At 45.1% G+C, this 599-nt stretch carries 1 pseudogene; it reads left to right on the forward strand.

What is annotated here, in order from left to right:
• Window positions 1-599 (forward strand): annotated as a pseudogene (locus tag DAE25_RS22850) (EF-Tu/IF-2/RF-3 family GTPase); the annotation flags it as partial.

Raw genomic sequence — 599 nt, forward strand, 5'->3', positions numbered from 1 at the left:
GTTCGTTGGTAACTTAACCTTCTTCCGTGTGTACTCAGGCGTAATCAACTCTGGTGATACCGTTTACAACTCAGTTAAACAAAAACGCGAGCGTTTCGGTCGTATCGTACAGATGCACGCAAACAAACGTGAAGAAATCAAAGAAGTTCGCGCGGGCGATATCGCTGCGGCAATCGGCTTAAAAGACGTTGGTACGGGTGACACATTATGTGCACAAGACGCACCAATCATCCTTGAGCGTATGGAATTCCCAGAACCAGTAATCTCTGTAGCGGTAGAACCAAAAACTAAAGCTGACCAAGAGAAAATGGGCTTAGCGTTAGGTCGTCTTGCTAAAGAAGACCCTTAATTCCGTGTTCACACAGATGAAGAATCGGGCGAAACTATCATCTCAGGTATGGGTGAGTTACACTTAGATATCATCGTTGACCGTATGCGTCGTGAATTTAAAGTTGAAGCGAACATCGGTAAACCACAAGTATCTTATCGTGAAACTATCCGTACAACGGTTAAAGATGTTGAAGGTAAACACGCAAAACAATCCGGTGGTCGCGGCCAATACGGTCACGTTGTAATCGACTTATACCCATTAGAGCCGG

Source organism: Nocardioides terrigena (assembly GCF_003047265.1).
GTDB lineage: Bacteria > Actinomycetota > Actinomycetes > Propionibacteriales > Nocardioidaceae > Nocardioides > Nocardioides terrigena.